Here is a 25314-nt window from a genome sequence, read left to right as displayed (position 1 = left end):
CATATCATATTCATTCAGCGACGGTCAGCATCGCCGCCGACAACAGCGCGCCGGCCGCGCCCAGTCCCGCCATGACGGCCGGCATGAACCACCATGGCGGACGGCGGCGGGACGAGCCCGCGCTGCCGCGTCTCGATCTTCTGCGGGTCATGAAGAGGCTCCTTTTTCCTGATGGCGGCCTGGAACGGCCGCCCAGAGGGCGATGCGTCAGGAAAGGACCGGGGGCGCCCGCGCCCGCCGGGGGGAAAGCAGGTGGAAGGACGGGAAAGAAACGAAGGCGGGAGAGAATCGGTCGCCGGCGCGCAGCAGGACGACGCCCGGCAGCATTGCGATGGCCATCGGCCCGCTCATGGCGAACGCCGGAAACGGCGCCCGCCCGTCGCCATCCGGCTCGATGGCCTGCGCGGCGACAGGGGTCGCATGGGCGCGGGCCTTCAACACCACGGCGGTGGTGGCCGGGTTGAAGGCGGAGCCGGTGAACCGGCTGGATGGCGGCCCCAGGGGCGCGAGCGCGCTCAGCAGGGCCACGCCGATCGACAGCCACAGGGTCAGGATGAACAGCAGCCGGGCGGCCAGTGCTTCATTCCTGTATGGCGCTGGCGTCATGCGTGATGCTATCCTTTCGCCGCGCCAAGATAGGGACGCGCAAGGCCAAAAACCAGCCCCGAATGCCGCGCTTGCCGGTTGACATGGGCGAGTCATTCCAGTAGCGGGCCACATTCCCGCGCGGGTCCAACAGGGCATTGTCCCTCGACGATCTGCGTAAAGCAGATTTGAACGAGAAGAGAAGAGCCATGTTCGCAGTCGTGCGCACGGGCGGCAAGCAGTATCGCGTCGCCGCCGGAGACAAGATCGTCGTCGAGAAGCTGGCCGGTGAGGCTGGCGACAAGGTGACCCTGGATGACGTCCTGTTCGCCGGCGAAGGCAGCGACGTGAAGGACGCAGCCAAGCTGACCGTCGCCGCCGAAATCGTCGCGCAGGCGAAGGGCGAGAAGGTCATCGTTTTCAAGAAGCGCCGCCGGCACAACTACCGTCGTCGCAACGGCCACCGCCAGAATCACACGATCCTCAAGATCGTGTCGATCGCCTGAGCCGCAGCAAAGTCACGAGGAGTTTAAGTCATGGCACATAAGAAAGCTGGCGGTTCGTCGCGCAACGGTCGCGATTCGGAATCGAAGCGCCTTGGCGTGAAGAAGTTCGGCGGTCAGGAAGTGATCGGCGGCAACATCATCATTCGCCAGCGCGGCACCCGCGTCTATCCGGGCCGCAATGTCGGCATGGGCAAGGACCACACGCTGTTCGCGCTGGGTGAAGGCCGCGTGGTATTCCACACCGGCAAGCTCGGCCGCAAATATGTGTCGGTCGACGCACTGGCCGAAGCAGCCGAATAACGGACGATCGATGACGGATCGTCCCTCGCAATCGGGGCGATCCTCCTGGCGGAACGACTTTGGTCACACCGCCAGAGTTCGAGGGAAACAAGGGGCGCCCCATCCGGGAGCGCCCCTTTTTCGTATCGACGGGCGTCTCCCCTGAATTTCCCTCAACTCTCTGGAACCCCTCGCTTTCTCGCGCGTCGTGCGGGCGGGGCCCAGCCAGAGAAGATAGTCGTTAAGCCGTAACTTTTCGCGGTCATTGGCGCGCCGGAGATTAGGAGACTTTCGATGTTCGCCCGTACCCCCCGCCTGTTGCTGCGGCCCGGCTGGATGGAAGATGCGCCGGCCCTTGCCGAAGCGATCGGCGATGCGGCCGTCCTGCGCAACCTGACCCGCGCACCGGCCGCCTACAGCCAGGCCGATGCGCAGGCGTTCCTGGCCCAGCCGCAGGACCCGCGCCTGCCCAGCCTGCTTGCCTTCACCCGCACCAAGGGCGCGCCGCGCCTTGTCGGCGGCTGCGGCCTCCATGCAGCGGCTGATGGCAGGGTGGAGCTGGGCTATTGGATCGCCCGCCCCTATTGGGGACTCGGCTTCGCGACCGAAGCGGCCAGCGCCGTCATGCACATGGCCCGCGCCTCGGGCGTCCGCGATGTGCGCGCCGCCCATTTCGTGGACAATCCGGCATCCGGCAACGTCCTGCGCAAGCTCGGCTTCCGCTATACCGGCCGGATGGAAAGGCGCTTCAGCCTGGGCCGGGGCGCGGCGGCGGATTGCCTGGTCTTCGAGGAAGGCGCCTCCGGACAGGCGGGCGCCAGCCCCATGATGACGGATTCGTCGACCGACCTCTACGGGGATTCGCTGCCCGCGCTGGCGGCCTGATCCCTGCTGCCGGGGATGGCGGCGCGGCGCCGCCTTCTCCGGCGCCGGCCGCTTTTCGGGCAAGCGGCCGCTTTTGCCGCGCGCCTGTTTAATTCCGCCGCATAAACCGCTATGGGCGCGCGATGCATTTTCTTGATCAAGCGAAGATTTTCATCAAGTCCGGCTGGGGCGGTCCCGGCGCGGTCAGTTTCCGGCGCGAAAAATATGTCGAATATGGCGGTCCCGACGGCGGCAATGGCGGCAAGGGCGGCGACATCATCTTCGAGGCGGTAGCCGGGCTGAACACCCTGATCGACTTCCGCTACACCCAGCATTTCAAGGCGCAGCGCGGCATGCCCGGCGCGGGCAAGAACCGCTATGGCGCCGGCGGCGAAGACCTCGTCATCAAGGTGCCGGTGGGCACGCAGATCCTGTCCGATCCCACGCCCGTCGACGGTACGGAGGATGAGGACGGGACGATGGAATATGAACAGGAACTGCTGGCCGACTTCACGCAGGTGGGGCAACGCATCGTGCTGCTGCGCGGCGGCGACGGCGGGCGCGGCAACCTGTCCTACAAGACCAGCACCAACCGCGCCCCGCGCCAGCATGGCACGGGTTGGCCGGGGCAGGAAATGTGGGTGTGGCTGCGGCTGAAGCTGCTGGCCGATGTGGGCCTTGTGGGCATGCCCAATGCGGGCAAGTCGACCTTCATCAACCAGGTCACCAACACCAAGGCGAAGGTCGGCGCCTATGCCTTCACCACCACCAAGCCGCAACTGGGCGTGGTGCTGCATCGCGACCGGGAATTCGTGCTGGCCGACATTCCGGGCCTGATCGAGGGCGCGGCCGAGGGCGCGGGGATCGGCGACCGCTTCCTGGGCCATGTCGAACGCTGCCGGGTGCTGCTGCACCTGATCGACGCGACCGGCGACGACCCGGTCGAACAGTTCCGCATCGTGCAGGATGAACTCGCGGCCTATGGCGGCGGGCTGGACGAAAAGCCGCAGATCGTGGCGCTCAACAAGGGCGACCTGCTGGGGCCGGAACTGATGGAGGACATTGCCGGCCAGCTTCGGGACGAGGCCGGGGTGGACGATGTGTTCATCATCTCCGGCGCGACCGGCGAAGGCGTGCCGGCCCTGCTGGACGCAGTGCTGCCGCTGCTGGACCAGCCCGGCGAGGATGATGAGGATGGGACAGAAGAAGAAGACGAGAAGCCGTGGTCGCCACTGTAACTCCTCCCCTCCCCTTCAGGGAAGGGGTCGGGGATGGGGGCTTGCCGGATAGGGCTTCCCCCGCCTTGCCTCCTCACCCCACCCCCTCCCCTGCAGGGGAGGAGCGCATTCGGACCGCTTCATGACTTCTTCCCTCTCCGGCTTCCCTCCTTCGCAAATCCGCCGCCTGGTCATCAAGATCGGCTCCGCCCTGCTCGTCGATCCGAAGGGCGAGGTGCGCCAATCCTGGCTGCGCACGCTGGTGGCCGACATCGCGGCGCGCAAGGCTGCGGGCCAGCAGATCATCATCGTCTCCTCCGGCGCCATCGCCCTGGGGGCCCGGCGGCTGAAACTGCCCAAGGGCGGACGCGGCTCGCTCGAAGACGCGCAGGCGGCCGCCGCCACCGGCCAGATCGCGCTGTCGCAATGCTGGGCCAGCCTGCTCCACGAAAGGGGCATCACCGCCGCGCAGATGCTGGTGACGCTGGACGATCTGGAAAACCGCCGCCGCTATCTCAATGCGTCGGCCACGCTGGAACGGCTGATGGCGCTCGACGTCGTGCCGGTCGTGAACGAGAATGACAGCGTCGCCACGGCGGAAATCCGCTTCGGCGACAATGACCGGCTGGCGGCGCGCATCGGACAGGCGGCACGGGCTGACGCAGTTGTGCTGCTGTCGGACGTCGACGGGCTTTACACCGCCAACCCGCATGTCGATGCGGACGCCATGCTGATAGAGACAATCGAGCGCATCGATGCGCGCATCGCCGGGATGGCGGACGGCGGCTCCGCCTCGGGCATGGGATCGGGGGGCATGACCTCCAAGATCGAGGCGGCGCGGATCGCGACCGGGGCCGGCGCGCATCTGGCGATCATCTCGGGCAAGGTGGATTCGCCGCTGTCGCACTGGACGGATGGCGGCAAGGGCTCGATCTTCCTCGCCGCACAGGCCAGGGGCGCGCGCAAGGGCTGGCTCGCCGGCCGCCTCACCGTGCGCGGTCGTATCGTGGTCGATGCGGGGGCGGAGGCCGCCCTGGGCCGCGGCAACAGCCTGCTCCCGGCCGGCGTGGCGCGGGTCGATGGCATCTTCGCCCGCGGCGATGTGGTCGACATATTGGCCGAGGATGGTCGGGTGATCGCCCGCGGCCTCATCGAATATGACAGCGAGGAAGCCTCCCGCATCGCCGGCAAGCGCAGCGAGGACATCGCCGCGCTGCTGGGGCATCTGCCCCGCTCGGTGCTGGTCCACCGCGATCATATGGCGATGGTCTGATCCCATGTCCCTGCGCATTGCGATGACGGGCGCGACGGGTTTCGTCGGCGCCGAAACGCTCCATCAGGCTCTGGCGGCGGGACATCATGTCAGCGCCATCACCCGCCGGGCGCAGCCGCCGCGCGCCCATCTCAAATGGGTGCCCGGCGCGCTGGAGGACCGGGCGGCGCTCAACACGCTGGTGCGCGACGCCGATGTGGTGATCCACATCGCCGGCGTGGTGAACGCGCCCGACCGCGAAGGCTTCGAAACGGGCAATGCGCGCGGCACCATGGCGGTGGTCGACGCGATGCGGCATCGCGGGGTCAAGCGGCTGATCCACGTCTCCTCGCTTTCGGCGCGGGAACCGGAACTGTCGGACTATGGCTGGTCGAAGGAACTGGCGGAGCGGCATGTGAAGGCGAGCGGCCTCGACTGGACGATCATCCGCCCGCCCGCCATCTACGGCCCCGGCGACCGGGAGATGCTGGAACTGTTCCGCATGGCCCGGCGCGGGATCATGCTGATGCCGCCCGGCGGACGCCTGTCGGTGATCGAGGTGGGCGACCTCGCCCGTCTGTTCCTGACGCTGGCGGTCGAAAAGGACATGAAGAGCCTGACCCATGTCTATGAGGTCGATGACGGCACGCCCGGCGGCTGGGACCATATGGACTTCGCGCAGGCGATCGGACGCGCCGTCGGACGGCCGGTGCGGACCTTCGCGACGCCCGCCTGGCTGCTGGGCATGGGCGCGCGCCTCGACCGGCTGGTGCGCGGCAGGAACGCCAGGCTGACGCCCGACCGGGTCAGCTATTTCTGCCACCCCGACTGGGTCGTGACGAAGCGCAGGCAACCGCCCAAAAAGCTGTGGGTGCCCCGGGTGCCGACGGAAGAGGGATTGAAGGCCACTGCCGAAGCCTATCGGGCGAAAGGCTGGCTGCGATAAGCGGCACGGCCTCCGCCACGGCCTGAACGGGGACTCTCCCGGCAAGGCCTAAACCGCCTCCCCTTTCTCCGCACGATGCTCTAAACCGCGCCCAAGCCCGCATCCGCGAGACCGCGCCAGAGGTGCAGCGCCTGAACGCTTTCCGCGACATCATGCACCCGCACCATCTGCGCGCCCAGTTCAGCGGCGCGAAAGACCAGGGCCACCGATCCGCCCAGCCGCTCCGCCGCCGGCGCCTCATTCGACAGCGCCCCGATCAGGCGCTTGCGGCTGCCCGCGAACAGCAGCGGCACGCCCAGCCCCTGCAACGTCGCCAGCCCGTTCACCAGCGCCAGATTGTCGCCCAGCGACTTGCCGAATCCCAATCCCGGATCGACCATGATCTTCCCGCGCGGCACCCCCGCCGCCAGACAGGCGTCCACCCGCGCCTCCAGCATGTCGAACACATCGGCCACGACATCGCCATAACCCCCGGCATTGTCGTGCGGATCGTCCCCGGCCGACGGCGCATGCATCAGGATGACGGGGCACCCCGCCGCAACCGTCACTTCCATGGCGCGGGGATCATGCCGCAGCGCGCTCACATCATTGACGACCGACGCTCCCGCCGCCAGCGCGGCTTCCATCACCGCCGCCTTACGGGTGTCGATGGACATGGGGATCCCCGCCGCCGCCAGCCTTTCGATCACCGGCACGACGCGGGCGATCTCATCCCCTTCCCACAGGCGCGGCGCCCTGGGCCGGGTGGATTCGCCGCCCACATCGATCAGCGCCGCCCCCGCCGCCGCCATGGCGAAGCCCGCATCGGCCGCCGCCTGCGGATCGTCCATATGCCTGCCGCCGTCGGAAAAGCTGTCCGGCGTGATGTTCAGGATCGCCATCACCTGCGGCGCGTCGAACCGGATGGTGCGTTCCCCCAGCACCAGGGGCGGACGCTGCGCAGAGATATTGGCCGCCAGCCGCTGCGCCCGCTCCGCCAGCGCATCGGGCAGCCCCGCAATGGCGTCGGCAAATTCCGCGACCGGCACCGTCGCCCGCGCCACCCGCCGCCCGTCCTTCCGCGCCGTCAGCTCATAAGCCTGGAACCACAGCAACCCATTGCCCATCCGCGCCGCCGACCCGTCGGCCAGACCGACGGGCGACGGCACGAACCAGATGGGGCGCAGGTAAAGCCGCGCATCGGCAGGAAGCTGTGGCAACATCTTCAAACTCCGTCGCCCAGAGCCCGAAAGGAAATCCGGGATCGTTAAGGCTCGTTCGCCAGCAAATAGGTCTGCCGCAGCGCATCGATCGGCTTCAGCACGCCCTCCACCTCGCAATGCCAGAAGGTCCAGCCATTGCAACTCGGCGCACCCTGCAAGGTCGCGCCCATCTTGTGGATCGAGCCGGTATCCGCCCCCACCGACAGCGATCCGTCCGCCCGCACCACCGCCTGCCAGCGCCGCTTCGAATCCGTCAGCACCGCGCCGGGCTGCAGATAGCCCGTCTCGACCAGCGTGCCGAACGCCACCTTGGGCTGCTGCCGCGCCGTCTGCATGATGGTCAGCGCGCTTTCGTCCAGCGGCAGCGCCGCCTCGATCCGCTCCAGCGCGACCTCGATATAATCGTCCTCGCGCTCGATGCCGATCCACCTGCGGCCCAGGCGCTTGGCCACCGCGCCCGTCGTCCCGGTGCCGAAAAAGGGATCGAGCACCACGTCGCCCGGCTTCGTACAGGCCAGCAGCACGCGATAGAGCAGGGCCTCCGGCTTCTGCGTCGGATGCGCCTTGGTGCCGTTGCGCTTCAGCCGTTCCTGCCCGCCGCAGATCGGCAGCACCCAGTCGGACCGCATCTGCAACTCGTCGTTCAGCGTCTTCATCGCCTTGTAGTTGAACGTATATCGCGCATCCTCGCCCTGGCTCGCCCAGATCAGCGTCTCATGCGCGTTGGTGAAGCGCGTGCCCTTGAAATTGGGCATGGGATTGGACTTGCGCCAGATGATGTCGTTGAGGATCCAGAAGCCCTCGTCCTGCAACGCCGTGCCGACGCGGAAGATATTGTGGTAGCTGCCGATCACCCAGATGGTGCCGTTCGGCTTCAATATGCGCCGCGCTTCCCGCAGCCAGGCCTTGGTGAAACGGTCGTAGGAACCCAGCGTATCGAACTTGTCCCAGTCATTGTCGACCGCGTCCACCCGGCTGCCCTCGGGCCGGAACAGGTCGCCGCCAAGCTGGAGATTATAGGGCGGGTCCGCGAAGATCATGTCGATGCACGCATCGGGCAGCTTCGCCATTTCCGCGATGCAGTCGCCGCGCAGCAGGCGGTCGGCCTCGACCTCCACGAGCGCAACCGCCTTTTTCCGCCGCGGCGCGACGCGTTCCATGACACCCATTTCGTGACCCCCGTTTCCTTCTGAGGCCCAGCGATGAGTCCTCCGGAGTCAGCCGTCAAGATCAGCAACTTAGGGTTCAAGCCTCACATAATGGTTAACATGACGGAGAACGAACCGGGTAGCCACTAGATATTGAGTCGACAGCGACTCGAAAGACTCAAGATCGGCTAGTGTGACTCAAAAGACTCAGCGGAGAACAGGCCCGAAGTTTTTTTGGTTAACGCCGCTGGGAAGGGTAAAAACCGCCTTCACCTTGACCCATCGATAACCCGATGATTATGAATGGGTCCATGACCGACCATATTTTAAAGGGGGATCGATCGGCCTCCTGCGACGAACTGTTCAAGGCCCTGTCGGACGGCACCCGGCGCGCCCTGCTGGAATATCTGGTGCGCGAAGGGGAACAGAGCGTCCACGCCCTCACCGCCATTTCCGGCGTATCGCAACCCATGGTGTCCCGCCATCTCGGCAAGCTGAAACGCGCCAGCCTCGTGACGGCCCGCCGCGCCGGGCGCGAAACCTATTATTCCGCCCGCGCCAAGGGCCTTGCGCCCGTCGTGCAGTGGATGGCGGTCTACGGCGCGCTCTGGTCGCAGCGTTTCACCGCGCTGGAGGAACTGGACGCCTACTGACTTTCGAACATGGAACAACATGCGGAAATGGAATTAGGTGCTCCTGCGCAGGCAGGAACACGCCGCTTCTATCGCACAGACCCCGCCAGGATCGCCTCGATCAGCGCCACGTCATCCGGCTTGTCCGCGTCGATGCAGGCCTCCGCCTTCTCCATCGCCACCAGCCGCGCCACGATCCCGAAGCGCCGCCCCACCCGCGCGATCCCGCCCCGCAGCGTCGAAATCCGCAGCACCGCGCCCAGCAGGGCCAGCGGTCCGAAGGCGGACAGAATCTTCCACCCCTTCTTCCGGTCCTGCTCGACCTCCTGCCACAGCGCGACCACCGGCCGCGCCTTGCCGCTGCCGAACCAGAAGAGATTCGCCCCCGACCACCCGCCGTCGCGAAATTTGAGCCAGGTCCGCCGCGACCCCGGATAGCGCGCCAGCAATGTCCTGCGCTCGACCATCGCCACGGCGATGTCCGCGCCGGATGCCTCGCGCACCATCTGGTCCAGCATGGCCCCGTCCAGCAGCACATGATCCGCCGTCGTCATCAGCAGGGGAAAGGGCAGGTCCCCCCGGTCCAGCAAGGCGATGAGGGAGGAAGCGATTCCGCCCCCGCTCCTTTCGAACCGCACTTCGGGATGCTCCGCCAGCCAGGCGGTCGCCGGATCGGCGGCGAACAGTTCCGGCGCCTGGGTCAGCACGACCAGCCGCCCGACCGCCGGATGCGCCAGCAGGGCGCGGGCCGGCCGGTTGATCATCGGCTCCCCCGCCACCGGCACCAGCGGCTTGACCGCCACGCCGGCCGCCGCCGCCAGGGGATCGGGGATCGGCCGCGCCCCGGCCAGCAGGATCGCGGTGATGTCGGAAGCCGCTGCGTTCATTCCCGCCCGTTAGCGGAGGGAATCGCCCGCGAAAAGCTATTTCCCGGCCGCGGCCGGCGCCGCGCTCTTCTGCGCCACCTGCACGGGCAGGCCGATGCGCAGGCTCTTCAACTGCACCAGCCGCTGCCGGAAAGCCGCCAGTTCCCTGCCCGCCAATTGCGATGTCGTGGTGAACCGCACCGACAGCGGATTGATCGTCCGTCCGTTCCGGTACAGCTCATAATGCAGATGCGGCCCGGTCGACAGGCCCGACGATCCGACATAGCCGATCACCTGCCCCTGCCGCACCCGCTGCCCCGGCGACGCGGCGATGCGGCTCATATGCGCATAGCCTGTGGCAAGGCCGTTGCCATGCTCCAGCCGCACATAATTGCCATGCCCGCCATGCCGCCCGGCATAGGACACCACGCCGTCCGTCGCCGCATAGATGGGCGAACCATAATGGGCGGCAAAATCGATCCCCGCATGCATGCGGGTATAACCCAGGATCGGATGGCGCCGCATGCCGAAGCTGGACGACATGCGCCCCGCCACCGGCGCCGACAGCACGCCACGCCGCTGGCCGACGCCCGACGCCTCGAACCACTGGGTCCGCCCGTCCTGCGTCCATTTCAGCATGTCGATGCCGCGCCCGCTCGCCCGGTGCAGCCCGGCGAACAGCAGGTCGCCCACCTCTACGTCGCCCGTGTCGGCCCGCCGATATTCGGTGACGATGTCATAGCGGTCCCCCGCCGAGATCGATCCGAGATCGACCTGCTGCGCGACGACGCGCAGGAAACTCTGGATCGCCTTGGGCGGCGCGCCCGCGGCCCGCGCCGATCGATAGAGGCTCTCGCCCACCACGCCCTGGATGCGCAGCGGCGTCTCGTCCACATGGATCGCCGTCCGCTGCACCTGCAGGACCCCGCCGGCCCGCGCGATCTCGATCCCCAGATCGAGCCGCGCCCGGAAGCTCAGCCGGTCCAGCGGCCGCGGCACGTCCCGGCTCGGCCGGCGGCCCAGCACGATGTCCAGCGGCGTGCCCGGCTTCAATCCCGCGCCGGTGTCGCCCGCCACCAGGCTCGTCACCGTCGCCACGTCGCCGCCGCTCACGCCCGCCCGCGCCAGCGCCCGGCCCAGCGAATCGCTGCCGCCGATCTGCGCGCGCAATTCGATCTGCGGCCGCTCCGGCGTCTCGCGCAGCGGCTGCACCGCGTCGGTCGGCCCCATGCGCCGTCCGCTGTCCGCGCCCAGGGCAAGCGGCATGATCATCTGGCTGCGCACTTCGTCGAACTGCCTCGCCGGCATCAGCGGCTGCGGCGCGCCGGGCAGGGCATGAAAGCCCGGCGACAGATAAAGCGCCGCCGCGCACAGCCCGAAACAGGTCGCAAGTCCCCGGAACCAGGTGAAACTTCCCACCCGCTGGCCGAGGTCGGGAACCAGTTCCACATCCTCGGCCCAGTCGCGCAGCTTCTCCCGCCAGTCGCGCCGATCCTCGGCCGGTCCCGCCCTGCGGATCGAGTCAGTCAGCCACAGGGACGCGGAAGCGCCACCCTGCTGGGCATTGATCTGACCATCATGAAACACGGTAAAACACGCCCCCGGGGCAAATATCGCCCGACCCCCGCCGCGCGTTCATCCGCAATTTTGTAAAAGCACAAGGTTAAAGTCAAATAAACACGCCTTTTTTAACCCTTTTTCCGCGACCGGCCGTGCCCCGCAAAGGACCGGCGGACCAATCCCCGCCGCTCGTCCCCTCATCCTCGCCTCTCCCCGTCACCCCCGCCTCCTCCGTTCATCCCCACCCCCTCCCCGTCATCCCCGCGAAGGCGGGGATCCATCTCCCACCCCCACCCCCGCCGCAAGGCCGGCGGCCCACCCGCAAGACCCGCGCACCCCAATTCGACCTCCCGCCCGGGCCTTTCCCCTTGCCCTTCCTCGATCCATGCCCGACATAGCAGGGACCATGGCCCAGTTCGCCCGATCGCCCCTCACCGCCGTCCTGGGCCCCACCAACACCGGCAAGACCCACCTCGCCGTCGAACGCATGTGCGGCCATAGCTCCGGGATGATGGGCTTCCCGCTGCGCCTGCTGGCGCGGGAAGTCTATGACCGGGTGGCCGGCATGAAGGGCCCGGCGCAGGTCGCCCTCATCACCGGCGAGGAAAAGATCGTGCCCCCCGGCGCCCGCTATTTCCTCTGCACCGCGGAATCCATGCCGATCGGTCGGCAGGCCGGGACCGCGAACGAGGGGCTGGCGGATTACGCCTTCGTCGCCCTGGACGAAGCCCAGCTCGGCGCCGATCCGGAACGCGGCCATGTCTTCACCGACCGCCTCCTGCGCGCCAGGGGCCGGGAGGAAACGATGATCCTCGGCTCGGCCAGCATCGGCCGGGTGGTGAAGGCGTTGGTCCCCGATGCGGAGATCATCGGCCGCCCGCGTTTCTCGACGCTCAGCTATGCCGGCGCGAAAAAGCTCTCCCGCCTGCCCAAGCGTTCCGCCATCGTCGCCTTCTCCGCCGAGGAGGTCTATGCCGTGGCGGAAATGCTCCGCCGCTTCCGGGGCGGCGCGGCGGTGGTGATGGGCGCGCTCTCGCCCCGCACCCGCAATGCGCAGGTGCAGATGTTCCTGAACGGAGAGGTCGACTATCTGGTCGCCACCGACGCGATCGGCATGGGCCTCAACCTCGACGTCGCGCATGTCGCCTTCGCCTCGCTGCGCAAATATGACGGCCGCCGCACCCGCCGCCTGACCGTCGCGGAAACGGCGCAGATCGCCGGTCGCGCCGGCCGCCACCACCAGGACGGCACCTTCGGCAGCCTGGGCCATGAGGATGGCGACGCCGCCTTCACGCCGGAGGAGATAGAGGCGATAGAGGCGCACCGGTTTCCGCCGGTGGAGCAGCTTTTCTGGCGCAACGGCACGCCGCGCACCGACCGGCTGGATCACCTCATTTCCGATCTGGAGCAGAAGCCCAAACGCCCCGAACTGCGCGCCGCGCCCGAAGCGGTCGACCTCGCCGTGCTCAGGCGGCTCGCCGACGACCCGCTGGTGATTGATCGGGCACGCGGCAGGAAGCAGGTCGAACGGCTCTGGGCCGCCTGCGGCCTGCCCGATTTCCAGAAACTGGGCGCCGAACATCATGCCCGCGCCGTCAGCCGCATCTGGCGCTTCCTGTCCGAAGGGACGGGCCACATCCCCCGCGACTGGTTCGCCCAGCAGATTGCGCGACTCGATTCGGTTCAGGGCGACATCGACACCCTCTCCGGCCGGATCGCCGCCGCCCGCACCTGGTCCTACATCGCCCATCGCGCCGACTGGCTCGCCCATCCGGCGGAAATGGCGGAGCGCACCCGCGCCCTCGAAGAAAAGCTCTCCGACGCGCTCCACGCCGCGCTGACGCAGCGTTTCGTGGACCGGCGCACCACCGTTCTGCTAAGGGACATCGGCCAAAGCGCGGCCAATCTGCCGGTCGAAATCGAACAGGACGGGACAGTCTGCGTCGATGGCGAGACGATCGGGCGACTTGACGGATTTCGTTTCTCGGTCGATCCCGCTACCCGGCATCAGGACAGGAAGATGCTGCTGGCGGCCGCTGAACGGCGCCTTGGAAGGATATTGCGAGTGAAGGCTGACGAATTGCTGGGCGCACCCGATACCGATTTCGCGCTCATGGACGAAGCAGGGCAGGCCCCCGGCATAAGCTGGAAGGGCGATCCGGTGGCGACGCTGCACGGCGGCCCCGCGCTGCTGACCCCGGAAATCCGTCTGGACCGCGCGCTCCTCGCAATGGGACAGGATGTGCAGAAGCAGGTGGCGGCCCGCCTTGCCGCATGGATGGACGCGCAGAAGGAAAAGCATCTGCTGCCCCTCACCAGGATGGTGGCCAGCAGCGCCGATCCCGAAGTCCCCGCCGTCGTCCGCGCCGTCTTCGCCCAGCTTGCCGATGCCGGCGGCGTCATCGCGCGCACCGAACTCGATTCGGCGCTCGGCCATCTCGACAAGGACCAGCGCCATCTGCTGCGCCGCGCCGGCATCGACATCGGCGTGCTCGATATCTATCATCCCGGCCTGCTGAAGCCCGGCGCCGCCCGCTGGCGCGCCGCCCTGCTGGCCGCGCGCCTGGGCAAGCCCTGCCTGCCCCTGCCCGGCCCGGGCCTCACCCTGATCCCGGCCGGCGAAAAGCCTGAGCAGATGGGCGCCCGCATCGCCGGCTTCCGCGGCTTTGGCGAACAGATGCTGCGCATCGACATGGCCGAACGCATGGCCCGCACCGCGCATGAAGCCATCGCCAGGAACGAGGCCTTCACCGCGCAGAGCCCGCAGATCGTCTCGCTCGGCCTGTCGGAGGACGCCTTCCTGCAACTGATGCGCCTCGCGGGCTTCCGCGCCGTGGAGGCGCCTGCGGAGGGCGGACCCAATTGGGCCTTCCGTGGCCGGCAGAAGGCGCGGACGCACCAGCAGCATCCGGGCCGCGAAAAGCGCGGCGCGCCCGCCCAGGGCAAGCCCCGCAACGACCGGGGGCCGCGCCCCGCCGCCTCGTCCGGCCCTGCCCCCACCGGCAACCATGCCTTTGCGGGCCTTGCCGAACTGCTGGGCCGCAATGGCTGACGCGGGCCTGGTCGCGGCCCACGGCCCCAGCCTGCGCATCGACAAGTTCCTCTGGTTCGCGCGCCTCGCAAAGAGCCGTTCGGTCGCCCAGAAAATGGCGGAGGACGGCCATATCCGCCTCAACGGCCGCCGCATCGAACGCTCGCACGCGCCGGTGCGGGCCGGCGATCTCATCACCTTTCCCCATCCCAGCGGCGTCCGGGTCGTCCGCATCCTCCAGCTCCCCGGCCGCCGAGGCCCCGCCCCCGAAGCCCAGTCCTGCTACGAGGAACTGACGGTCGGCGCCTGAAGCCCCCCCCCCCTTTTGTCGTTCCCGCGAAGGCGGGAACCCATCTCCCAACATCGCCCCCGGCTCATCGGCAGGGAAGATGAATCCCCGCCCCCACAGGGATAACGGGAAAAAGCCCACTACCCGCGCCCCAACAATATCCTCATTGACCTTCGCGCCGACCGCGCATAGCAGGGCGCCGATTGTCTCCCTACCAAGAGTGCTGACCCATGACCTATGTCGTGACCGATAACTGCATCCGCTGCAAATATATGGATTGCGTCGAGGTTTGCCCCGTGGACTGTTTCTACGAGGGCGAGAACATGCTGGTCATCAATCCGAACGAGTGCATCGACTGCGGCGTGTGCGAACCGGAATGCCCTGCCGAGGCGATTCTGCCCGATACGGAGAACGGCCTGGAAAAATGGCTGGAGCTGAACACGAAATTCTCCGCCGAATGGCCCAACATCACCGTCAAGGGTGAAGCCCCCGCCGACGCCGACGAGATGAAGGGCATCGAAAACAAGCTGGAGAAATTCTTCTCGCCGGAGCCCGGCGCGGGCAGCTGAAGCGCCGCGCCGCAAGGCTGTCGCGAACCGCCGCCGGCATCCTCATGAAGACTAGCTGTTGCGTTTAATTTGCACCGCCACTCCCGGATTTTGTGTCCGGGGGTGGCAATTTTGTTACGAATCTGCTAAATAGGCGCCAACAGGTGGACATGGTCGCGTCCACTACGGAGACAAATGCCTGATGTTATGATGGTGGCGCCGCGCTTCCCTGGCTCGTGCACCTTTTCGCACCTGCAACGCGAATGCCACCGCTCCCCCGAAGACATGGAAAGGTTTCAAATGGCTGCCAAGGCGCTGTCCTTTGACGTAGGTGATTATGTTGTTTACCCCAAGCATGGCGTTGGCCGCGTCATAGAACTGCAGAAGGAGCAGATTGCGGGCATGGAGCTGGAACTCTATGTCCTGCGCTTCGAAAAGGAGCGGATGACGCTCCGCGTGCCCACGAACAAGGCCGAGGGCGTCGGCATGCGCAAGCTGTCCTCCAACAAGACGCTGGAGGAAGCGGTCGAAACCCTGAAGGGCAAGCCCAAGGTGAAGCGCACCATGTGGTCGCGCCGCGCGCAGGAATATGAAGCGAAGATCAATTCGGGCGATCTGGTGTCGATCGCCGAAGTGACCCGCGACCTGTTCCGCGCCGACGATCAGCCGGAACAGAGCTATTCCGAACGGCAGATCTTTGAAGCCGCGTCCAGCCGCCTCGCCCGCGAACTCGCGGCGATGGAGGAAACGGACGAACCGAGCGCGCTCAAGAAGATCCTGCGCATCCTCAACGAAGCCGCACCCCGGCATGCGAAGGTGGAAGGCTGACGACATCCGGCTGAGCCGACAACGGCAGGCCAGAATTAAGGGCGCCCCGAACAGGGCGCCCTTTTTTTGCAATCCAACCGGACGAACGGCGGGAGACCGCCGGTGCGGCGCCGGGCCTATTCGCCCTTCGCAGCGCCCGCCGCGTCCTTCGCCGCATCTCCGACATCGCTCGCCGCCTGGCCGACCTGCGTGGCCGCGCTCTCGACTGCGCTGTCCTTCCGGCTCTGGCTGCTGATCAGGAAGAAGGCGGCAATCGCCACGACCACGACCAGCAGGAGAACCGCCACCATGGTTCCGCCGCCGCCACGCTTCTCGATGATCGTGGTCGTCGCCGGACGATCCTGATAATCCGCCATAGAAATCCTCCTCGTCTTCACGCCACCCGGCGGCATAAATGCGCAAGCGAGCGGGCGGGTTCCTGACCGGATCAGCGGCAATAGCCCTCCCGGCCCGGCAGCACGATCAGGCAATCCTGCCGGCCGGCAAGATCCTTGAACCCGGTTTCCGCGCCCGTGCCCGGACGAATGCTCAGGTCCCTGCCGTCGCGCACGAAGCGGATCGTCGCCCCTTCGGCCACGCCGGGATAGTCTCCCTGCCGGTCCAGATTGTCCTGATTGGCGATGGCATAATGTCCGGGCCGGCCATCGGGCGACGGCTGGATGTCCAGGAACAGCCCCTCCGGCCCATTCCACCGCCCGACCCACTCGTCGGTGGGCAGGCCCGCCGCCCCGTTGGCGGCGGCATTGACGGCATCGGGCTCGGCAATCGCCTCCACATCGGCCGGCTGCGCGGCATTGTTCGCGGCCCCGCCCTCGTCGGCGCTCCTGGCGCAACCGGAAGTTAGCGCTCCCATCGCCATCAGCGGGAGAATCAGGCCCAGATTGCGACGATTCATCCATCTTTCTCCTTGCAATTGACCCGATAAACCGCTGAACGCGGGGCTTCGATCCATTTCCCGACAGGGGGCGGAGCCGCTTGCCAGCGGCTGCGGCGGGAAGGCAGGATCATGGGCGGGGAAAAGAGATGGAGAACAAGGTTGAGGGGCGCCCGGAAAGGGCGCGGTTCGTTCGCGAATCCGCCGATGTCCGGCGGCAGGCCCTGATCGAGGCGACGGCGCGCTGTCTTTCGGAAAAGGGCGTGGGCGGCACCTCCGTCCGCGCGATCTGCGCCTATGCCGGCGTTTCGGCCGGTTTGCTCACCCATTATTTCGACGGCGTCGACGCGCTGATCCTGGCCACCTATCGCGATGTCGGTGAAAAGGTCGCCGCCGCCATGGAACGCGCCGTGGCGGAGGCCGGCTCCTGCCCCCGCGCACGGCTCTGGGCCTATCTGCGCTCCAACTTCCAGCCGCCCGTGCTGGACCCCGATCTGCTGGCGACCTGGATTTCCTTCTGGAGCCTCAACAAGACCAATCCCGCCATCGCCGCCACCCATGCCGAAACCTATGGCGGCGGGCGCGAACGCATGGAGGTGCTGCTGCGCGAGGCGGCGCCCCAGATTCCCCGTCCCGACGCGCGCATCGCCGCCATCGGGCTTACCGCGATGATCGACGGCCTGTGGCTGGAACTGTGCCTCGACTCCTCCACCTTCACCATAGAGGAAGCGCTGGGCATGCTGGAGGAGGCGATGAACTACGTCCTGCAAAAGCCGAGAAACGGCTAGATCGATCAATGAAGCTGGCGGTGATCGTTTTTATCAATCAACCTTGTCGATAAAACCAATTTCACGGCGCCCTGCGCTTTCCCTACATGGGTCGGGCAACAGCAACCCCCTAAAAAGGAACTGGAAAGCCCATGGCGCTTATCAACACGACCATCAAGCCGTTCAAGGCCACCGCTTACAAGGAAGGCAAGTTCGTCGACGTGACCGACGCCGACGTGAAGGGCAAGTGGGCCGTCTTCTTCTTCTACCCCGCCGACTTCACCTTCGTCTGCCCGACGGAGCTGGAGGATCTGGCCGACATCTACCCGACGCTGCAGAAGCTGAACGTAGAGGTGTACTCGGTGTCGACCGACACGCATTTCAGCCACAAGGCCTGGCACGACACCTCGCCGGCCATCGGCAAGATCAACTATTATATGCTGGGCGACCAGTCGGGCCAGATCACCAATAATTTCGACGTGATGCGCCCGGGCGTGGGCCTTGCCGACCGCGCGACCTTCCTGGTCGATCCCGAAGGCGTGATCCAGTTCATGGAAATCACCTCGGAAGGCGTCGGCCGCAACGCGACCGAACTGCTCCGCAAGGTCAAGGCCGCGCAATATGTCGCCGCCAATCCCGGCGAAGTCTGCCCGGCCAAGTGGGAAGAAGGCGAAGCGACCCTTGCTCCGTCGCTCGACCTGGTCGGCAAGATCTGAAGACCTGAAAGGGCGTCTGCCGGATCGGATCGAGTTCCTCCCTGATCCGGCAGCGCCTCTGCATGCCGCGTGCTCCTGCCTTCGCAGGAGCACGACGAAGTCAAATCGCATCATCGCAAACACCGCCGGACCTTCGGGTCGCACCGTTCCGGCGAACATGTAGCCGCGCCCCGGATAGGCGCGCCCAACCCAAGGAGACCGAAGATGTTGGACGCAAATCTGAAGGCCCAGCTCAAGGCCTATATGGCGAACATCACCCAGCCGATCGAGCTGGTCGCATCGCTGGACGACAGCCCCAAGAGCCGCGAACTCAAGACGCTGCTGGATGAGATCGCCGAACTGTCGGACAAGGTGACGATCGCCGCCGGTAACGCCAGCCGCGTCCCCAGCTTCATGATCCGCCGCACCGGCACGGACATCGGCGTCACCTTCGCCGGCCTGCCCATGGGGCATGAATTCACCTCGCTCGTGCTGGCGCTGCTCCAGGTCGGCGGCCATCCGTCGAAGGCGGCGCAGGACCTGATCCAGCAGATCAGGGATATTGACGGCGACTTCGCCTTCGAAACCTATTTCTCGCTCTCCTGCCAGAACTGCCCCGACGTGGTGCAGGCGCTGAACCTGATGAGCGTGCTCAACCCGCGCATCAGCCACACCGCCATCGACGGCGCGCTGTTCAAGGAAGAGGTCGACGCGCGCAAGGTCATGGCCGTCCCCACCGTCTTCCTGAACGGCGAACCCTTCGCCAGCGGCCGCATGGAGCTGGAGCAGATCGTCGCCAGGATCGACAGCGGCGCGGCGGCCCGCGCGGCGGAGAAGATCAAGGCCCAGGACCCGTTCGAGGTGCTGGTGGTGGGCGGCGGCCCCGCCGGCGCGGCGGCGGCCATCTACGCGGCGCGCAAGGGCATCCGCACCGGCGTCGCGGCGGAACGCTTCGGCGGCCAGGTGCTCGACACCATGGACATAGAGAATTTCATCTCGGTCAGCCGCACCGAAGGGCCCAAGCTCGCCTCCGCGCTGGAAGCGCATGTGAAGGACTATGATGTCGAGATCATGAACCTCCAGAAGGCGGCGAAACTGATCCCGGCCAGGGCCGAAGGCGGCTATCACGAAGTCGTCCTCGAAAATGGCGCGTCGCTCAAGGGCCGCACCGTCATCCTCTCCACCGGCGCCCGCTGGCGGCAGATGGGCGTGCCCGGCGAGGATGAATATCGCAACAAGGGCGTCGCCTACTGCCCCCATTGCGACGGTCCGCTGTTCAAGGGCAAGCGCGTCGCGGTGATCGGCGGCGGCAACAGCGGCGTGGAGGCGGCGATCGACCTCGCCGGCATCGTCGCCCATGTGACGCTGATCGAATATGACAGCCAGCTCCGCGCCGACGCCGTGCTCCAGCGCAAGCTCGCCAGCCTGCCCAATGTCAGGATCATCACCTCGGCCCTGACGACCAGGGTCGACGGCAATGGCGAGAAAGTGACCGGCCTCAGCTACAAGGACCGCAACGGCGGCACGGAGCATGATGTCGAGCTGGAGGGCATTTTCGTCCAGATCGGCCTCGTCCCCAACACCGAATGGCTGAAGGACGCGATCGCCCTCTCCCCGCGCGGAGAGATAGAGATCGACGCGCGCGGCGAAACCAGCCAGCCGGGCATCTTCGCGGCAGGCGACTGCACGACCGTGCCCTATAAGCAGATCGTGATCGCCATGGGAGCCGGATCGACGGCGGCGCTGTCCGCCTTCGACTATCTCATCCGCCTCCCCGCGACGGAGGAAACCGCGGAAGCGGCCTGATCGGAATGCCGGAAAACAGGAAGGCGGCGGGATCTAGCAGGAACCCGCCGCCTTCCTGCCCCGTCCGAAGGGCCCCTAACGCCGCATCAACCTCAGCCGGAATATCCCCGGATCGACCTCCAGCATCGGCGCGCCCGCTCCCACCCCCGCATCGTCGCGCTGCGCCAGCACGACCGGCGCCTGCGGCGTGAAGGTGGCGACCGCGCTCCCCGGATCGCCCACCACCAACGCATCCACCATCAGCGCGGGGCTCAGCCGGTCCGACGTCACGCTGACCAGCGTGCCGATCTGCGTCATCCCGAACAGCTTGCGGGCGAAGGCCTGGGGCAGGCGAATGCACCCATGGCTCGCCGGATAGCCGGGATTATGCCCGGCATGCAGCGCGATCCCGTCCCAGGTCAGCCGCTGCATGAAGGGCATGGGCGCGTTGGAATAGAGGTTCGACCGATGCCATTCCCGCTTCTGCAACACCGGAAACTCGCCGGTGGGCGTGCGATGCCCCTTCATGCCGGTCGACACGCTGGCGACCCCGACCAGCCGGTCGCCGTCATAGACATGCACCCTCTGCCGCTCGATGCTGATGACCAGATAGAGCGGCCCGGCAAAGGGCCCCTCCTCCAGCCAGCGATAGCCCCCCGGCCCCAGCGCCTCCTGCGCCCCGGCCGGCGGCGCCACCGCACAGGTCAGCAACAGCAGGAAGGTCAGAAAGGCGCGCATAAACACCTTCTTAACCATAAGACGGCGCAGCGCCAGCCCCCGGCGGACTCGCATCGGTATCGGATCGGGACGGTCGCCGCCCCGGCGCGTCCCTAAAGCAGGCTCAACTGCGCGACCGGCGCAAAGCTCCTGCGGTGCAGCGGCGTCGGCCCATGCTCGCGCAGCGCGGCCAGATGCCGGGCGCTGCCATAGCCCTTGTTGCTTTCCCAGCCATAATGCGGGTGCGCCGCCGCCGCCTCAATCATCATCCGGTCGCGCGCCTCCTTCGCCAATATGGATGCCGCCGCGATGGACAGGCATTTGGCGTCGCCCTCGACCACCGCCGTCGACGCCCAGCGCCATTGCGGACAGCGATTGCCATCCACCAGCACATGCGCGCAGTCATGGGTCAGCGCCTCCACCGCCCGCGTCATCGCCAGCATCGTCGCCCAGAGGATGTTGAGGCTGTCGATCTCCTCGACCGAAGCGACCCCCAGGCCCCAGCACAGCGCCCGCGCCTTGATCTCCCCCTCCAGCACGGCCCGCTTCGCCGCGCTGAGCTGCTTGCTGTCGTTGAGCCCGTCCGGGCAATCCTCCCGCCGCAGGATCACCGCAGCCGCCACCACCGGCCCGGCCAGCGGCCCCCGCCCGGCCTCGTCCACCCCGGCGACCAGCCCCGGATGATGCCGCAATTCATGGGCGAAATCAGGCATGGTCATGAAATCCGAACGGCGCGCCCATCGGCCCATGTCCGCCGCCAAGGCCGGGCGCCAGCGCCAGCGCCTCCCGCACATATTTGCGCGCCCGCTCGATCGCGTCGATCATGTCCCATCCCTGCCCCAGCCCGGTCGCGATCGCGCTGGCCAGCGTGCAGCCCGTGCCATGGCTGTGCCGCGTGTCGATCCGCGCATTGCTCCAGGCCTTCACCACGCCGCCCGGCCCGATCAGCCGGTCGGTCAGCATCGGCCCCTCGCCATGGCCGCCCTTGGCCAGCACATGCGTCGCGAAGCGGACCGCGATCTCCTCCCCGCCCAGCGCGTCCAGCTCCGGAATATTGGGCGTCACCAGCGCCGCCAGCGCCATCAGCCGCTCGAACGCCGCCACCGTCGCCTCATCGGCCAGCGCCGAACCGCTGGTCGCCACCATCACCGGATCGAAGACGATGGGCACGCCTTCCAGCGCCGCCAGCCGCTCGGCCACCGCCGCCGCCGTCTCCGCCGATCCGATCATGCCGATCTTCACCGCGTCGACCCCGATGTCGCCGATCACGCTTTCCATCTGCGCGATCACCATGTCGGCCGGCACCGGATGGACGCCCTGCACGCCCAGCGTGTTCTGCGCGGTGATCGCGGTGATCGCCGTCATGGCATGGCCGCCCAACAGCGTCACGGTGCGGATGTCGGCCTGGATGCCGGCACCGCCGCCGCTGTCGGACCCGGCGACGATCAGGATGCGGGCGATGCTCATCCCCCGAAACGCCGCTCCGCCGAAGCCGGATGCCGCTTCAACGCATCCCCCACCCGCGTCGGCCGGTCCATCAACTCCCCGCCGCAATTGGGGCAGCGGTCGTCCAGCGCCTCCGCGCAGGGCGCGCAAAAGCTGCATTCGAAGGAACAGATGAACGCCCCCGGCTGGTCGGCGGGCAGATCGACGCCGCAGCGTTCGCAATCGGGCCGCATCTCAAGCATGGACGATCGCCCTCCGTCCGTCGTTCGCGCGCAGGCGGGAACCCATCTCCCGCCGCCTCCCCCGGCCCGGACGCGCTGGAAAGGCAGCGCCATATCGGCAAGGACAACCGCAACGCAACGCCGTCACGCCGCCGCCTTCGCCACGGCGTCGCAGATGCGCTCCACCACGTCCCTGACCTGCTCCTCGCGGTCGCCTTCCGCCATCACCCGGATCACCGGCTCCGTGCCGGACGGACGGATCACCAGCCGCCCGCACCCGTTCAGCTCCGCCTCCGCCTGCGCGATCACCTTCCGCACATCCTCATGCTCCAGCGGCCTGCCGCCGGAAAAGCGCACATTCTTCAGCAATTGCGGCACCGGATCGAACTGGTGCAGCACCTCGCTCGCCGGCTTGCCGGACCGCACCAGCGCCGCCAGCACCTGCAGCGCCGCCATCGTGCCGTCGCCGGTCGTCGCATAGTCGGACAGGATCATGTGCCCCGACTGCTCGCCCCCGACATTGAAGCCGCCCTCGCGCATCCGCTCCAGCACATAACGGTCGCCCACCTTGGTCCGCTCCAGCGCCATGCCCTGCCCGGCCAGAAACCGCTCCAGCCCCAGGTTCGACATCACCGTCGCCACCAGCCCGCCGCCGCGCAGCATCCCCGCCTTCGCGAAATTGCCCGCGATCAGGGCCATGATCTGGTCGCCGTCGACGATCGCGCCATGCTCGTCCACCACGATCAGCCGGTCGGCATCGCCGTCCAGCGCGATGCCGATGTCGGCGCCCGACGACACCACCGTTTCCTGCAACAGCAGCGGCGCGGTCGATCCGCACTGGTCGTTGATGTTGATGCCGTTGGGCGTGACGCCGATCGCCACCACCTCCGCCCCCAATTCCCACAGGGCGGAAGGGGCGACCTGATAGGCCGCGCCATTGGCGCAATCGACCACGATCTTCAGCCCGTCCAGCCGCAGATCGGCGGGAAAGCTGGACTTGACCGCATGGATATAGCGGCCGCGCGCATCCTCCACGCGGCGGGCGCGGCCGATGTCCTGCGACGCGGCCAGCGGGATCTGCTGGTCCAGCATCGCCTCGATCTTCAGCTCATCCTCGTCCGACAGCTTGTAGCCGTCCGGGCCGAATAATTTTATGCCATTGTCGAAATAGGGATTGTGGCTGGCCGAAATCATCACGCCCAGGTCGGCGCGCATCGAATGGGCCAGCAACGCCACGGCGGGCGTCGGGATCGGCCCGAACTGTACCACGTCCATGCCGACCGCCGTGAACCCGGCGACCAGCGCATTTTCGACCATATAGCCCGACAGCCGCGTATCCTTGCCGATCACCACGCGATGGCGATGGGTGCCGCGCTGGAAATGCTTGCCCGCCGCCATGCCGACCTTCATCGCCAGTTCGGCGGTCATCGGCCATTGGTTGGTGCGCCCGCGAATGCCGTCCGTACCGAAATATTTCCTGCTCATCGTCCCTGCCCGCCCCGCGGTGAAGCTCTCATGCTTCCCATAGCAATCTTTGTTCGACTTTCCAGCAAGGACCGGCCATCCCCTTGCGAATGGACGGATTCAATGCAGCGGTCGACGCCCTTTCCGGCGCGGTCTTCATGAAGGTGCCGGTGCTCGGCGCGCAGATCGAGCTGATCGTGCTCTATCTGGCGCTGCCGATGCTGTTCTTCACCCTCTGGCTCGGCTTTCCCAACCTGACCGCGGTGGGCCGGGCGCTCCGCATCCTCAGGGCGCAGCCGCATGCGGGCGAGGCGAAGGGCGACGTCAGCCAGTGGGGCGCGCTGTCGACGGCGCTGTCGGGCACCATCGGCCTCGGCAACATCGCGGGCGTCGCGGTCGCGCTGACGATGGGCGGGCCGGGCGCGATCCTCTGGATGTTCATCATCGGCTGGTTCGCCATGACGGTGAAGATGGCGGAAGTGACGCTGGGCCTCAAATATCGCGTCTTCGACGCGCAGGGCCATGTGCATGGCGGGCCGATGTATGTGCTGAAGGCGGTGGGCGCGGCGCGCGGCTGGCCGAAGATCGGGCTGATATTGGGCGGCTTCTACGCCTTTTTCGCGCTGTTCGGGGCCATCCCCATGGTGCAGGTCAACCAGAGCTTCGCGCAGGTGAAGGTGGTGACCGGCTTCGCCAATGGCTGGGCCTATGGCACGATGCTGGCCGGCGCGGTGGCGCTGGTGACGCTGGGCGGCGCGGCCTGGCTGGGCGAGGTGGCGAAGCGGCTGACGCCGCTCAAGGTCGCGGTCTATCTGATCGGCGTCGCGACCGTGCTGATCCTTCACGCCGCCGCCATTCCGGGCGCGCTGGCGGACATCTGGCACGGCGCATGGAACGGGCAGGCCGCGACCGGCGGCGCGGTGGGCGCCTTCGTCGCGGGCATGCGGCGCGCCGTTTTCGCCAGCGAGGCGGGCGTGGGATCGGCGGTGATGGCGCACAGCCTGGCGCGGGTGCGGCACCCGGTGTCGGAGGGGCTGGTCGCCCTGCTGGAACCGCTGCTCGGCACGATGATCGTCTGCGCGCTGGGCGGGCTGGCGCTGGTCGTGGCGGGCACATGGAATGGCGGGCTGGAGGGGATCGCCATCACCTCCGCCGCCTTCGCGCAGGTTTCGCCCTCCTTCCCCTGGCTGCTGGCGGTGGTCGTGGTGCTGTTCGCCTATTCGACGCTGGTGGCGTGGGGCTTTTACGGGCTTCAGGCCTGGGGCTATCTGTTCGGCAACGGTCCCCGGGCGCAATGGACCTACAAGATCCTCTATATCGTCGCCTTGCCCCCCGCCGCCGCCATCGACCTCGGCCGGGTGGTCGGCATCGTCGACAGCAGCTTCTTCCTGATGGCGATCCCCAATGTCATCGCCCTCTACCTCTGCGCGGGCGAACTGCGACGCGACGTGCGGGCCTATCTCGCCGCGCCCGAAGAGGATTAAAATCGATTTCAGCAAACCGCGCTCCTGCACGGACAAGTTCAAGTCTCGCCAGCCCGCATGATGTGGGAAGGAATCGGACACCCACCTTACCCCTCTCCCTCGAGGGAG

At 67.2% G+C, this 25314-nt stretch carries 28 protein-coding genes; 15 read left to right on the top strand and 13 right to left on the bottom strand.

Annotation, left to right across the window (positions count from 1 at the left end; translation table 11 throughout):
- Nucleotides 1-10 precede the first annotated feature (10 nt).
- Together LDB29_RS00575 and LDB29_RS00570 are read right to left on the bottom strand one after the other, a co-directional pair.
- Entirely contained in the window at nt 11-151 is a 141-nt protein-coding gene (locus LDB29_RS00575; RefSeq protein ID WP_173676453.1) for a hypothetical protein, read from the bottom strand.
- Between the two features lie 56 nt (nt 152-207).
- Nucleotides 208-606, bottom strand: a complete 399-nt coding sequence (locus tag LDB29_RS00570) for a hypothetical protein (RefSeq protein ID WP_244968638.1) — start codon at nt 604-606, stop codon at nt 208-210.
- A gap of 188 nt (nt 607-794) precedes the next feature.
- Between LDB29_RS00570 and rplU the strand changes: the two genes are divergently transcribed.
- The 6 genes from rplU to LDB29_RS00540 all read left to right on the top strand — a co-directional run bounded on the left by rplU (nt 795) and on the right by LDB29_RS00540 (nt 5649).
- Complete coding sequence (rplU, locus tag LDB29_RS00565; protein WP_007683601.1) at nt 795-1091, top strand: 50S ribosomal protein L21; 297 nt, start codon at nt 795-797, stop codon at nt 1089-1091.
- Between the two features lie 30 nt (nt 1092-1121).
- Nucleotides 1122-1391 (top strand): 50S ribosomal protein L27, encoded by a 270-nt coding sequence (rpmA, locus tag LDB29_RS00560; RefSeq protein WP_022683124.1) that lies wholly within the window; start codon nt 1122-1124, stop codon nt 1389-1391.
- Nucleotides 1392-1664: 273 nt separating this feature from the next.
- Complete coding sequence (locus LDB29_RS00555; protein WP_025551609.1) at nt 1665-2255, top strand: GNAT family N-acetyltransferase; 591 nt, start codon at nt 1665-1667, stop codon at nt 2253-2255.
- A gap of 122 nt (nt 2256-2377) precedes the next feature.
- Complete coding sequence (gene obgE / locus LDB29_RS00550; RefSeq protein ID WP_025551607.1) at nt 2378-3472, top strand: GTPase ObgE; 1095 nt, start codon at nt 2378-2380, stop codon at nt 3470-3472.
- Nucleotides 3473-3593: 121 nt separating this feature from the next.
- Complete coding sequence (gene proB / locus LDB29_RS00545; RefSeq protein WP_025551605.1) at nt 3594-4724, top strand: glutamate 5-kinase; 1131 nt, start codon at nt 3594-3596, stop codon at nt 4722-4724.
- A gap of 4 nt (nt 4725-4728) precedes the next feature.
- On the top strand, nt 4729-5649 hold the full coding sequence (locus LDB29_RS00540) for an NAD(P)-dependent oxidoreductase (protein ID WP_025551603.1): 921 nt from the start codon (nt 4729-4731) through the stop codon (nt 5647-5649).
- 80 nt (nt 5650-5729) lie between these two features.
- Here the strand turns inward: LDB29_RS00540 and folP are convergent, their stop codons facing one another.
- Nucleotides 5730-6851, bottom strand: a complete 1122-nt coding sequence (gene folP / locus LDB29_RS00535) for a dihydropteroate synthase (protein ID WP_099186199.1) — start codon at nt 6849-6851, stop codon at nt 5730-5732.
- A gap of 44 nt (nt 6852-6895) precedes the next feature.
- The gene (locus LDB29_RS00530) at nt 6896-8020 is read right to left on the bottom strand and encodes a site-specific DNA-methyltransferase (protein ID WP_306812469.1); all 1125 of its coding nucleotides are present in this window, start codon (nt 8018-8020) and stop codon (nt 6896-6898) included.
- Nucleotides 8021-8310: 290 nt separating this feature from the next.
- On the opposite strand from LDB29_RS00530, the gene LDB29_RS00525 reads away from it, so the two are divergent.
- Entirely contained in the window at nt 8311-8652 is a 342-nt protein-coding gene (locus tag LDB29_RS00525; protein ID WP_025551600.1) for a helix-turn-helix transcriptional regulator, read from the top strand.
- Between the two features lie 68 nt (nt 8653-8720).
- Here the strand turns inward: LDB29_RS00525 and LDB29_RS00520 are convergent, their stop codons facing one another.
- Both LDB29_RS00520 and LDB29_RS00515 read right to left on the bottom strand, forming a co-directional pair.
- On the bottom strand, nt 8721-9518 hold the full coding sequence (locus LDB29_RS00520) for a nucleotidyltransferase family protein (protein WP_025551598.1): 798 nt from the start codon (nt 9516-9518) through the stop codon (nt 8721-8723).
- A gap of 36 nt (nt 9519-9554) precedes the next feature.
- Nucleotides 9555-11084 (bottom strand): M23 family metallopeptidase, encoded by a 1530-nt coding sequence (locus tag LDB29_RS00515; RefSeq protein ID WP_025551597.1) that lies wholly within the window; start codon nt 11082-11084, stop codon nt 9555-9557.
- Between the two features lie 379 nt (nt 11085-11463).
- On the opposite strand from LDB29_RS00515, the gene LDB29_RS00510 reads away from it, so the two are divergent.
- The 4 genes from LDB29_RS00510 (at nt 11464) to LDB29_RS00495 (ending at nt 15753) form a co-directional block, all read left to right on the top strand.
- Nucleotides 11464-14109: a helicase-related protein gene (locus tag LDB29_RS00510; protein ID WP_257555654.1), complete on the top strand. Its 2646-nt coding sequence runs from the start codon at nt 11464-11466 to the stop codon at nt 14107-14109.
- Nucleotides 14102-14398, top strand: a complete 297-nt coding sequence (locus LDB29_RS00505; RefSeq protein ID WP_044661669.1) for an RNA-binding S4 domain-containing protein — start codon at nt 14102-14104, stop codon at nt 14396-14398. Before LDB29_RS00510 ends, LDB29_RS00505 begins: the two co-directional genes overlap by 8 nt.
- Nucleotides 14399-14607: 209 nt before the next feature.
- Nucleotides 14608-14946, top strand: a complete 339-nt coding sequence (gene fdxA, locus LDB29_RS00500; RefSeq protein WP_025551122.1) for a ferredoxin FdxA — start codon at nt 14608-14610, stop codon at nt 14944-14946.
- A 279-nt stretch (nt 14947-15225) separates the two neighbouring features.
- Nucleotides 15226-15753: a CarD family transcriptional regulator gene (locus LDB29_RS00495; protein WP_025551124.1), complete on the top strand. Its 528-nt coding sequence runs from the start codon at nt 15226-15228 to the stop codon at nt 15751-15753.
- A 116-nt stretch (nt 15754-15869) separates the two neighbouring features.
- Here the strand turns inward: LDB29_RS00495 and LDB29_RS00490 are convergent, their stop codons facing one another.
- Complete coding sequence (locus tag LDB29_RS00490; RefSeq protein WP_025551125.1) at nt 15870-16109, bottom strand: hypothetical protein; 240 nt, start codon at nt 16107-16109, stop codon at nt 15870-15872.
- A 71-nt stretch (nt 16110-16180) separates the two neighbouring features.
- Entirely contained in the window at nt 16181-16648 is a 468-nt protein-coding gene (locus LDB29_RS00485; protein ID WP_025551127.1) for a hypothetical protein, read from the bottom strand.
- A 128-nt stretch (nt 16649-16776) separates the two neighbouring features.
- Between LDB29_RS00485 and betI the strand changes: the two genes are divergently transcribed.
- From betI to ahpF, 3 genes are all read left to right on the top strand, one after another.
- Complete coding sequence (gene betI, locus LDB29_RS00480; RefSeq protein WP_048577133.1) at nt 16777-17415, top strand: transcriptional regulator BetI; 639 nt, start codon at nt 16777-16779, stop codon at nt 17413-17415.
- 131 nt (nt 17416-17546) lie between these two features.
- Nucleotides 17547-18110: an alkyl hydroperoxide reductase subunit C gene (gene ahpC / locus LDB29_RS00475; protein ID WP_013040906.1), complete on the top strand. Its 564-nt coding sequence runs from the start codon at nt 17547-17549 to the stop codon at nt 18108-18110.
- A 204-nt stretch (nt 18111-18314) separates the two neighbouring features.
- The gene (gene ahpF, locus LDB29_RS00470) at nt 18315-19895 is read left to right on the top strand and encodes an alkyl hydroperoxide reductase subunit F (RefSeq protein WP_025551129.1); all 1581 of its coding nucleotides are present in this window, start codon (nt 18315-18317) and stop codon (nt 19893-19895) included.
- A 75-nt stretch (nt 19896-19970) separates the two neighbouring features.
- Here the strand turns inward: ahpF and LDB29_RS00465 are convergent, their stop codons facing one another.
- The 5 genes from LDB29_RS00465 to glmM all read right to left on the bottom strand — a co-directional run bounded on the left by LDB29_RS00465 (nt 19971) and on the right by glmM (nt 23743).
- Complete coding sequence (locus tag LDB29_RS00465; protein ID WP_200887657.1) at nt 19971-20612, bottom strand: L,D-transpeptidase family protein; 642 nt, start codon at nt 20610-20612, stop codon at nt 19971-19973.
- Between the two features lie 92 nt (nt 20613-20704).
- A complete protein-coding gene (locus LDB29_RS00460; protein ID WP_025551133.1) occupies nt 20705-21304 on the bottom strand; it encodes a ribonuclease HII in 600 nt (199 codons plus the stop codon).
- Nucleotides 21297-22058, bottom strand: coding sequence for a bifunctional hydroxymethylpyrimidine kinase/phosphomethylpyrimidine kinase (gene thiD / locus LDB29_RS00455; protein ID WP_025551135.1), 762 nt, complete (start codon nt 22056-22058; stop codon nt 21297-21299). Before thiD ends, LDB29_RS00460 begins: the two co-directional genes overlap by 8 nt.
- Nucleotides 22055-22279 (bottom strand): DUF1272 domain-containing protein, encoded by a 225-nt coding sequence (locus LDB29_RS00450; protein ID WP_025551137.1) that lies wholly within the window; start codon nt 22277-22279, stop codon nt 22055-22057. The genes thiD and LDB29_RS00450 overlap by 4 nt, the downstream gene beginning before the upstream one ends.
- 123 nt (nt 22280-22402) lie before the next feature.
- Complete coding sequence (gene glmM / locus LDB29_RS00445; RefSeq protein WP_025551139.1) at nt 22403-23743, bottom strand: phosphoglucosamine mutase; 1341 nt, start codon at nt 23741-23743, stop codon at nt 22403-22405.
- An 89-nt stretch (nt 23744-23832) separates the two neighbouring features.
- Between glmM and LDB29_RS00440 the strand changes: the two genes are divergently transcribed.
- Nucleotides 23833-25206 (top strand): sodium:alanine symporter family protein, encoded by a 1374-nt coding sequence (locus LDB29_RS00440; protein WP_025551141.1) that lies wholly within the window; start codon nt 23833-23835, stop codon nt 25204-25206.
- The last annotated feature ends 108 nt before the right edge of the window (nt 25207-25314 follow it).

Origin of the sequence: Sphingobium sp. CFD-2, assembly GCF_024611135.1 — a bacterium.
GTDB lineage: Bacteria > Pseudomonadota > Alphaproteobacteria > Sphingomonadales > Sphingomonadaceae > Sphingobium > Sphingobium fuliginis.
The sequence above is the reverse complement of the archived record's forward strand: the minus strand, read 5'-3'. Positions and strand labels throughout refer to the sequence as shown.

Coding starts and splice junctions, on each gene's coding strand:
- LDB29_RS00575 (WP_173676453.1), bottom strand. CDS start 151: ATGACCCGCAGAAGATCGAGACGCGGCAGCGCGGGCTCGTCCCGCCGC.
- LDB29_RS00570 (WP_244968638.1), bottom strand. CDS start 606: ATGACGCCAGCGCCATACAGGAATGAAGCACTGGCCGCCCGGCTGCTG.
- rplU (WP_007683601.1), top strand. CDS start 795: ATGTTCGCAGTCGTGCGCACGGGCGGCAAGCAGTATCGCGTCGCCGCC.
- rpmA (WP_022683124.1), top strand. CDS start 1,122: ATGGCACATAAGAAAGCTGGCGGTTCGTCGCGCAACGGTCGCGATTCG.
- LDB29_RS00555 (WP_025551609.1), top strand. CDS start 1,665: ATGTTCGCCCGTACCCCCCGCCTGTTGCTGCGGCCCGGCTGGATGGAA.
- obgE (WP_025551607.1), top strand. CDS start 2,378: ATGCATTTTCTTGATCAAGCGAAGATTTTCATCAAGTCCGGCTGGGGC.
- proB (WP_025551605.1), top strand. CDS start 3,594: ATGACTTCTTCCCTCTCCGGCTTCCCTCCTTCGCAAATCCGCCGCCTG.
- LDB29_RS00540 (WP_025551603.1), top strand. CDS start 4,729: ATGTCCCTGCGCATTGCGATGACGGGCGCGACGGGTTTCGTCGGCGCC.
- folP (WP_099186199.1), bottom strand. CDS start 6,851: ATGTTGCCACAGCTTCCTGCCGATGCGCGGCTTTACCTGCGCCCCATC.
- LDB29_RS00530 (WP_306812469.1), bottom strand. CDS start 8,020: ATGGGTGTCATGGAACGCGTCGCGCCGCGGCGGAAAAAGGCGGTTGCG.
- LDB29_RS00525 (WP_025551600.1), top strand. CDS start 8,311: ATGACCGACCATATTTTAAAGGGGGATCGATCGGCCTCCTGCGACGAA.
- LDB29_RS00520 (WP_025551598.1), bottom strand. CDS start 9,518: ATGAACGCAGCGGCTTCCGACATCACCGCGATCCTGCTGGCCGGGGCG.
- LDB29_RS00510 (WP_257555654.1), top strand. CDS start 11,464: ATGGCCCAGTTCGCCCGATCGCCCCTCACCGCCGTCCTGGGCCCCACC.
- LDB29_RS00505 (WP_044661669.1), top strand. CDS start 14,102: ATGGCTGACGCGGGCCTGGTCGCGGCCCACGGCCCCAGCCTGCGCATC.
- fdxA (WP_025551122.1), top strand. CDS start 14,608: ATGACCTATGTCGTGACCGATAACTGCATCCGCTGCAAATATATGGAT.
- LDB29_RS00495 (WP_025551124.1), top strand. CDS start 15,226: ATGGCTGCCAAGGCGCTGTCCTTTGACGTAGGTGATTATGTTGTTTAC.
- LDB29_RS00490 (WP_025551125.1), bottom strand. CDS start 16,109: ATGGCGGATTATCAGGATCGTCCGGCGACGACCACGATCATCGAGAAG.
- LDB29_RS00485 (WP_025551127.1), bottom strand. CDS start 16,648: ATGAATCGTCGCAATCTGGGCCTGATTCTCCCGCTGATGGCGATGGGA.
- betI (WP_048577133.1), top strand. CDS start 16,777: ATGGAGAACAAGGTTGAGGGGCGCCCGGAAAGGGCGCGGTTCGTTCGC.
- ahpC (WP_013040906.1), top strand. CDS start 17,547: ATGGCGCTTATCAACACGACCATCAAGCCGTTCAAGGCCACCGCTTAC.
- ahpF (WP_025551129.1), top strand. CDS start 18,315: ATGTTGGACGCAAATCTGAAGGCCCAGCTCAAGGCCTATATGGCGAAC.
- LDB29_RS00465 (WP_200887657.1), bottom strand. CDS start 20,612: ATGCGCGCCTTTCTGACCTTCCTGCTGTTGCTGACCTGTGCGGTGGCG.
- LDB29_RS00460 (WP_025551133.1), bottom strand. CDS start 21,304: ATGCCTGATTTCGCCCATGAATTGCGGCATCATCCGGGGCTGGTCGCC.
- thiD (WP_025551135.1), bottom strand. CDS start 22,058: ATGAGCATCGCCCGCATCCTGATCGTCGCCGGGTCCGACAGCGGCGGC.
- LDB29_RS00450 (WP_025551137.1), bottom strand. CDS start 22,279: ATGCTTGAGATGCGGCCCGATTGCGAACGCTGCGGCGTCGATCTGCCC.
- glmM (WP_025551139.1), bottom strand. CDS start 23,743: ATGAGCAGGAAATATTTCGGTACGGACGGCATTCGCGGGCGCACCAAC.
- LDB29_RS00440 (WP_025551141.1), top strand. CDS start 23,833: ATGGACGGATTCAATGCAGCGGTCGACGCCCTTTCCGGCGCGGTCTTC.